The organism is Mycobacterium sp. NPDC048908, assembly GCF_043197955.1.
In the GTDB taxonomy this organism is placed as follows: Bacteria; Actinomycetota; Actinomycetes; order Mycobacteriales; family Mycobacteriaceae; genus Mycobacterium.
Genome location: NZ_JBICUE010000023.1, coordinates 69568 through 76296, shown reverse-complemented (window position 1 = coordinate 76296; position 6729 = coordinate 69568). Strand labels below are relative to the sequence as shown.

Annotated in this window: 6 protein-coding genes; all 6 read right to left on the bottom strand. The window is 66.7% G+C overall.

From position 1 onward, the window contains the following. The coding region (gene lgt, locus ACGFK1_RS31390) for a prolipoprotein diacylglyceryl transferase (RefSeq protein WP_393439170.1) at positions 1–1670 on the bottom strand (1670 nt) is incomplete at its 3' end. Further along, entirely contained in the window at positions 1667–2455 is a 789-nt protein-coding gene (gene trpA / locus ACGFK1_RS31385; protein ID WP_393439167.1) for a tryptophan synthase subunit alpha, read from the bottom strand. The genes trpA and lgt, both read right to left, overlap by 4 nt. After that, complete coding sequence (trpB, locus tag ACGFK1_RS31380) at positions 2452–3711, bottom strand: tryptophan synthase subunit beta (protein WP_393439164.1); 1260 nt, start codon at positions 3709–3711, stop codon at positions 2452–2454. Before trpB ends, trpA begins: the two co-directional genes overlap by 4 nt. Before the next feature lie 36 nt (positions 3712–3747). Further along, a complete protein-coding gene (gene trpC, locus ACGFK1_RS31375) occupies positions 3748–4566 on the bottom strand; it encodes an indole-3-glycerol phosphate synthase TrpC (protein WP_393439161.1) in 819 nt (272 codons plus the stop codon). Positions 4567–4637: 71 nt separating this feature from the next. Next, positions 4638–5216 (bottom strand): TIGR02234 family membrane protein, encoded by a 579-nt coding sequence (locus tag ACGFK1_RS31370; RefSeq protein ID WP_393439158.1) that lies wholly within the window; start codon positions 5214–5216, stop codon positions 4638–4640. Continuing rightward, positions 5213–6715, bottom strand: coding sequence for an anthranilate synthase component I (locus tag ACGFK1_RS31365; protein ID WP_393439197.1), 1503 nt, complete (start codon positions 6713–6715; stop codon positions 5213–5215). The genes ACGFK1_RS31370 and ACGFK1_RS31365 overlap by 4 nt, the downstream gene beginning before the upstream one ends. Between the last annotated feature and the right edge of the window lie 14 nt (positions 6716–6729).

Genomic DNA, 6729 nt, shown 5'->3' with positions numbered 1-6729 from the left:
TCGTCAACAGCCGCTACCTCGGCCTCATGCACCTCCGGCGCCGCCTCCACCGCATCGGCGACTTCCTCACCCTCAACCGCTCCAAGGCCGCCTTCCGCCTCGGCCGGCGGCTCGACTTCTGCCTCATCAGCGACGGTCCCAGCCTCGTCAACAGCCGCTACCTCGGCCTCATGCACCTCCGGCGCCGCCTCCACCGCATCGGCGACTTCCTCACCCTCAACCGCTCCAAGGCCGCCTTCCACCTCAGCCGGCGGCTGGGCTTCCGCCTCATCAGCGACCGCCCCAGCCTCGTCAGCCACCGCTACCTCGGCCTCATGCACCTCCGGCGCCGCCTCCACCGCATCGGCGACTTCCTCACCCTCAACCGCACCAAGGCCGCCTTCCGCCTCAGCCGGCGGCTGGGCTTCCGCCTCATCAGCGACCAACTCCGCCTCTTCAGCAGCCGCTACCTCGGCCTCATGCACCTCCGGCGCCGCCTCCACCGCATCGGCGACTTCCTCACCCTCAACCGCGCCCACGCCGCCCGCAGGCTCCTCGCCCTCGGCCGCGAACTTCTCGGCGTCCTCGACAGTGTCGGCTGGCACGCCGGCCACGTCGGCACCAAGGGCTTCGGCTGGCACGCCGGCCACGTCGGCACCAAGGGCTTCGGCGTCTACTGCCTCAGGCTCTTCGGCATCGTCGCCGGCCGCCGCGGCATCTTCTGCCTCGGCGTCGCCTGCGGCCTTGGCTGCAGCGACCACGCCCGTCGTCGCGGCGACGGCCGTCAACTCCTTCGCAAGCACAGCGTGGTCGTCCGAGACAGCCTCCGGTTTACCGGCGAGCGACGCCGGATCTTCTCGGCCCTTCGGCGCGACCATGATGTACACCACGGCACCGATGAACACGAACGTGGATGTGAAGGAATTGATCCGAATGCCTGCGATGTGCGTGGCCACGTCGCTGCGCATCAGCTCGACCCAGAACCGGCCGACGCAGTACCCCGCCACATACATCGCGAACAACCGACCGTGGCCGATCTTGAACCGTCGGTCGATCCAAATCAGCGCTGCGAAAACCAAGAGGTTCCACAGCAATTCGTACAGAAACGTCGGGTGGACAACTTCGATGAGCTGCCCCGTCGACACCCCGTTCAGGGTGTCCAGTGCGCCACTGGCGTCGCGGCGCTCATAGATCTCCAGACCCCACGGCAGCGTCGTCGGCCTACCGTACAACTCCTGATTGAAGTAATTGCCCAGACGGCCGATGGCCTGGGCCAAGATGATTCCTGGCGCGATCGCATCACCGAACGCGGAAAGTGGAATGCCCTTTTCCCGGCAGCCAATCCACGCACCCACAGCGCCGACCGCGACGGCGCCCCAGATGCCGAGGCCGCCGTCCCAGATCCGCAGAGCGCCCGCAAGTCCCGCGCCGTCGTCCCCGAAATACGTGCGCCAGTCCGTCATGACGTGATAAAGCCGGCCACCGATCAGGCCGAACGGCACTGCCCACAAGGCAATGTCGTAGATCACGCCTTGCTGACCACCGCGTGCCACCCATCGCCGATCACCGATCACCAATGCCGCGATGATCCCGACGATGATGAACAACGCGTACGCCCGAAGCGGCACTGGGCCGATGTGCCAGACCCCCTGCGATGGGCTGGGTATGTAGGCCAGGTACGTCGTCGTCACGCAGTGATCCTCTGCCGCACACCATCGGCGAGTTCCTCGGTCAGCGCGCGCACAGCCGGAATGCCGTCCTTCAACGCCGAGACCAACGCCGACCCTACGATGACGCCGTCCGCATAGGCGCCGATCTCCGCCGCCTGGTCACGTGACCGCACCCCGAGGCCGACGCCAACCGGAATGTCTGACAGCGCCCTCACGCGGCGCACCAGTTCAGGTGCGGTCAGCGACACCGCGTCACGCGCTCCCGTGACACCCATCGTCGACGCGGCGTAGACGAATCCACGCGATGCCTCAACGGTCGCAGCCAACCGCTCCGGCGTCGACGAAGGCGCTACCAGGAAGATCCGGTCCAGGCCCTGAGCTTCAGAAACCTCGAGCCATTCCGAAGCCTCATCGGGAATCAGGTCCGGCGTGATCATCCCGAGCCCGCCAGCGGACGCCAAATCGCGTGCGAACGCCTCGACGCCCCACCGCAACACCGGATTCCAGTACGTCATCACCACGGCCCGGCCACCAGCCTTGCTGATCGCCTCCACCGCAGCCAGCGCGTCCCGCACCCGAACCCCGCCACGTAACGCGGCTTCCGTCGCCGCCGCGATGACCGGTCCGTCCATGCCAGGATCCGAATAGGCGATGCCGACTTCGATGATGTCGCAGCCGGATTCGACCATCGACGTCATCGCATCAATCGACGTCCGGACATCCGGGAAGCCAGTCGGCAGATAGCCGATCAGCGCCGACCGACCCTCTTCGCGGCAGCCGGCGAACAATGGGCCAAGACGACTCATGACGCACCGTCCAACAAGCCGAACCACTTCGCCGCCGTCTCGACATCCTTATCGCCGCGGCCGGACATGTTCACCAGAACGATCGATCCGCGGCCCAATTCGGTGCCCAACTTCAGCGCGCCGGCAACCGCGTGCGCGGATTCGATCGCGGGAATGATGCCCTCGGTGCGGCACAGCAATGAAAACGCATCCATCGCCTCGGTGTCGGTGATCGGTCGGTAATCCGCGCGGCCGGTGTCCTTCAGATAAGCATGTTCTGGACCGACGCCCGGATAATCCAATCCCGCTGAGATCGAATGCGATTCGATGGTCTGCCCGTCCTCGTCCTGCAACAGATACGAGAAGGAACCCTGAAACGCGCCAGGCGATCCGCCTGTGAAAGTCGCGGCATGACGGCCAGTCTCGACACCGTCCCCGGCCGCCTCGAAGCCAACCAGTCGGACGCCTGGATCATCGATGAACGCATGGAAGATGCCGATCGCATTCGACCCGCCACCGACACACGCGGTGACCGCATCCGGCAGTCGTCCCGCCTGATCGACGATTTGCACACGCGCTTCCAACCCGATCACCCGCTGAAAATCCCGCACCATGGTCGGGAATGGATGCGGACCCGCCGCGGTGCCAAAGCAGTAGTAGGTGTTGTCCGCGTTGGTGACCCAGTCGCGAAATGCCTCGTTGATTGCGTCCTTCAACGTCTTCGAACCTGCCTCGACGGACACCACCGTCGCACCGAGCAGTCGCATCCGCGCCACGTTCAGCGCTTGCCGAGCGGTGTCGACGGCGCCCATGTAGATCACGCACTCGAGCCCCAACAGCGCACACGCCGTCGCCGTCGCCACCCCGTGCTGTCCGGCGCCGGTTTCGGCGATCACCCGCGTCTTGCCCATCTGGCGCGCCAGCAACGCCTGGCCAAGCACGTTGTTGATCTTGTGAGATCCGGTGTGGTTGAGGTCTTCTCGTTTCAAGAAAATCCGCGCACCACCGGCGTGCTCGGACAGCCGTTCGGCCTCGTACAGCGGCGACGGCCGTCCGCTGTAATGCCGCTGCAAGCGATCCAACTCATCGAGGAATGCCTGGTCTCCGCGGGCCTTTTCGTATGCCGCGGTGACCTCCTCGATCACCGCCATCAGCGCCTCGGCGACGAACCGCCCGCCATATACGCCGAAATGACCACGCGCATCAGGATCGTGGACCGTGGGTTCGGCGACCGCCGCGCTCGAACGCGGCAGCTCCGGGCCGGCGAGATCAGCCATCAGTGACACTCTTCACGCAAGCGGCTCATCGCCGTCTCAGCGCGCGGGTTTCGGGCAGGACGGATGCGTGCCTGCGGTGACCAAATCGGCGACGGCGCTGCGGGGGTCGCCGCTGGTGACCAGTCCCTCGCCGACGAGCACCGCATCGGCGCCCGCGCCGGCGTAGGCGAGTAGATCGGCGGTACCGCGTACTCCGGACTCCGCAATCCGAATGACATTGCTCGGCAGTCCAGGCGCGATACGCGCAAAGCAATCACGATCAACCTCAAGCGTCTTGAGGTTGCGGGCGTTGACACCGATCACCTTCGCGCCTGCCTGCAGCGCGCGGTCAGCCTCCTCCTCGGTGTGCACCTCGACGAGCGCCGTCATGCCCAGCGACTCGGTGCGGTCGAGCATCGGTTCCAGCACGGATTGCTCCAACGCCGCGACGATCAGCAGCAGCATGTCAGCACCGTGCGCGCGAGCCTCGTGGATCTGGTAAGGCCCAACGATAAAGTCCTTGCGCAACACCGGGATTGACACCGCTGCACGCACCGAGTCGAGGTCGTCCAGCGAGCCGTTGAACCTGCGCTGCTCGGTCAGCACGCTGATGACCCTCGCCCCGCCGTCTTCGTATGCGCGTGCCAGCTCGGCTGGATCCGAAATCGACGCCAGCTCACCGCGCGACGGGCTCGCCCGCTTCACCTCCGCGATCACGCCGATGCCCGGTTCCCGCAACGCCGCGAGCACATCCAGCGGCGGCGGCGCATCCTTGGCCATCGCTTTGATCTCGACGAGGGGAACGACGGCCTCGCGGGCGGCAACGTCGGCGCGAACTCCCTCGATGATGGAGTCGAGCACAGTCGCCGAACTCATCCCCGCTGCGGTCCTTCCTGAAGGCGCGTTTGATCTTCACCGAAGGGTAGTCGCCACCGCAGCACGATCGATCACCGCCCCTTGTTGTCGGGATCGGTCGGGTCGCGCCCCTCGTCGAGGGCGTCCCAGATCGCCCGCTCCGACGACGCTCCGGCCTCCTGCGGCGACGCCGCGATCCGACGCTCGTAGCGTGCGGCATCCGGCTTGGCTCTGGCCACCGACCGAAGCAGCAACACGGCTGCGGCTAGCGTCACCACGGCCGCCGCCAGCGTGACGATCGCACCGCCGTGGTGCCGCTGCGTGCCGACCAGGTTCGTGATCGGCACGTCCGCGAGATGCGCAGCCCGCACCGCGACATCGCCGATCACCCACAGGCTGATAGCCAGGTAGGCCGTCAGCGCGCTCGCCGCCGCGACGAGCAGCGAAAGCAGCCGCAGCGGCCAGCCCCGCACCGCCAACGCAGCCACCGCGGCGGCCAGTAGTAGCACCGCGAGCGGCACCAGCGCCGTCGACCACGACGCGCCGTGCAATGCCGTCGTCTTTGGCTGGCCGAGGCCGTCGAATAACTGCACGTCGACCCACACCATCCGCGACCCGGCCCACAGCGCCCCCGCGGACACCAGGAGCAGCACCTGAGCCAGCCGGATCACGGCTCGGTCAGCGTTTCCGCCGCAGCGATCGCATTCAACACGGCCTTGGCCTTGTTCGACGCCTCGTTGTACTCGTATTGGCCGTTCGAGTCGGCCACGACTCCCCCACCCGCCTGCACATACGCCGTGCCGTCACGCATCAACGCGGTGCGGATCGCGATCGCGAAGTCCGCGTTTCCTGCGAAGTCGAGGTAGCCGAGCACGCCGCCATACAGGCCGCGGCGGGTCTTCTCTACCTCCTCGATCAGTTCCATGGCCCGCACCTTTGGCGCACCCGACAAGGTGCCCGCCGGGAAACATGCGGTAACGGCGTCGAGCGCGGTTTTGTCCTCGGCGAGTTCGCCGTGCACCGTCGACACGATGTGCATGACGTGGCTGTAGCGCTCGATGTGGCTGTAGTCCTCGACACGCACCGTGCCGGGGCGGCACACCCGGCCCAGGTCGTTGCGTCCGAGGTCGACCAGCATCAGATGCTCGGCGCGCTCCTTGTCGTCGTGCAGCAACTCCTTCTCGAGCAGCACGTCTTCTTCCTCGGTGGCACCACGCCACCGAGTGCCGGCGATCGGATGAGTTGACGCACGGCCGTCCTTGACCGTCACCAGCGCCTCGGGGCTCGATCCGACGATTGAAAAGTCAAGCGCGCCAAGGTCATTGGGCACATTCAGCAGATACATGTATGGGCTGGGGTTGGTCACCCTCAGCATTCGGTATACATCCAGCGGGTCGGCGTCGGTGTCCATCTCAAAGCGCTGCGACGGCACCACCTGAAACGCCTCGCCCGCCTCGATGTCGCCGACGAGCTTGTCGACGATCGCGGTGTACTCCTCCACCGTGCGCTGGGAGCGATGCAGCGGCTCCGGCCGGCTGAACGTCGCCACGGTCGACGGCAGATGCTCGGACAGTGCCGCGGTCATCACATCCAGTCGCGCGACCGCGTCGTCGTACGCCCAGTCCACCCGCTCGTCGGTGCCGTTCCAGTTCACGGCGTTGGCGATCAGCGTGATGGTGCCCTCGTGGTGGTCGACGGCGGCGATGTCGGTGGCCAGCAGCATCAGCATGTCCGGCAAGCCCAGGTCGTCCACGGCCAGTGACGGCAGCCGCTCGAGGCGTCGCACCATGTCGTACGCGAAGAACCCGACGAGTCCCGAGGACAGCGGAGGCAGACCCGCCACCGGCTCGGTTTTCAGCAACTCGAGCGTCGCGCGCAGCGCCCGAATCGGATCGCCCTCCTTCGGGGCGTCCCTCGGCGTGGCGCCCAGCCATACCGCCTCGCCGTCGCGCACCGTCAACGCCGACGGCGCGCCCGCACCGATGAACGACCACCGCGACCATGACCTGCCGTTCTCTGCCGACTCCAGCAGGAACGTCCCTGGCCGGTTGGCGGCCAGCTTGCGGTACGCCGACAGCGGGGTCTCGCTGTCGGCGAGCACCTTGCGGGTCACGGGCACTACGCGATGCCCCGCTGCCAGCGCCCGGAAGTCCTCGCGTGAAGTCGTCATGGCGAGGTTGGCGA

Excerpts from the sequence above, each read along its gene's own strand:
- trpA (WP_393439167.1), bottom strand. The coding sequence starts at position 2,455 with ATGAGTCGTCTTGGCCCATTGTTCGCCGGCTGCCGCGAAGAGGGTCGG.
- trpB (WP_393439164.1), bottom strand. The coding sequence starts at position 3,711 with ATGGCTGATCTCGCCGGCCCGGAGCTGCCGCGTTCGAGCGCGGCGGTC.
- trpC (WP_393439161.1), bottom strand. The coding sequence starts at position 4,566 with ATGAGTTCGGCGACTGTGCTCGACTCCATCATCGAGGGAGTTCGCGCC.
- ACGFK1_RS31365 (WP_393439197.1), bottom strand. The coding sequence starts at position 6,715 with ATGACGACTTCACGCGAGGACTTCCGGGCGCTGGCAGCGGGGCATCGC.